The sequence below is a fragment of the Variovorax sp. KBW07 genome (assembly GCF_003852515.1).
Taxonomy (GTDB): Bacteria; Pseudomonadota; Gammaproteobacteria; order Burkholderiales; family Burkholderiaceae_C; genus Variovorax.
This window is the reverse complement of sequence record NZ_QAJK01000231.1, coordinates 1-669: the sequence shown is the minus strand read 5'-3', so window position 1 is coordinate 669 and position 669 is coordinate 1. Positions and strand designations below refer to the sequence as shown.

The following is a 669-nucleotide window of genomic DNA, read 5'->3' as shown; positions in this document are numbered from 1 at the left end:
GCGCAAACCTCCTTCATCCCGCTGCTGACGCTGGGCATTCCGCCCAACGCGGTGATGGCGCTGATGGTGGGCGCGATGACGATCCACAACATCCAGCCGGGCCCGCAGGTGATGACCAGCAACCCGGAGCTGTTCTGGGGCCTGATCGCCTCGATGTGGATCGGCAACGCGATGCTGATCATCCTGAACCTGCCGCTGATCGGCATGTGGATCAAGCTGCTGACGGTGCCTTACAAGTTCCTGTTCCCGGCGATCGTTTTGTTCTGCGCGATCGGCGTGTACTCGACGAACAACAACACCTTCGACGTGTGGATGGTGGCTGCCTTCGGCTTCATCGGCTACCTGTTCATCAAGCTGCGGACGGAGCCGGCGCCATTGCTGCTGGGCTTCATCCTGGGGCCGATGATGGAAGAGAACCTGCGGCGCGCGCTGCTGCTGTCGCGCGGTGCGTGGAGCGTGTTCGTCACGCGACCGCTGTCGGCGGGTCTGTTGGTGGCCGCGGCGCTGCTGCTGGGCATCGTGCTGCTGCCGGCCATCAAGGCCAAGCGCGAGGAAGCCTTCGTCGAGGAGTGATGCCTCCTTTCTGTCTCTGCGGAAAGCCCCCGGTTGGGGGCTTTTTGCATTTCTTCGGGCTCTGATGGAGCGGGGTCATTCTTTGTGCGTGCACAG

General features: G+C 62.8%; 1 protein-coding gene. It reads left to right on the top strand.

Going from position 1 to position 669, the window contains the following annotated elements:
* Window positions 1–573, top strand: a 573-nt coding sequence (locus tag DBV14_RS32340) for a tripartite tricarboxylate transporter permease (protein WP_185546200.1), incomplete at its 5' end; no start/stop codon positions are given.
* Between the last annotated feature and the right edge of the window lie 96 nt (window positions 574–669).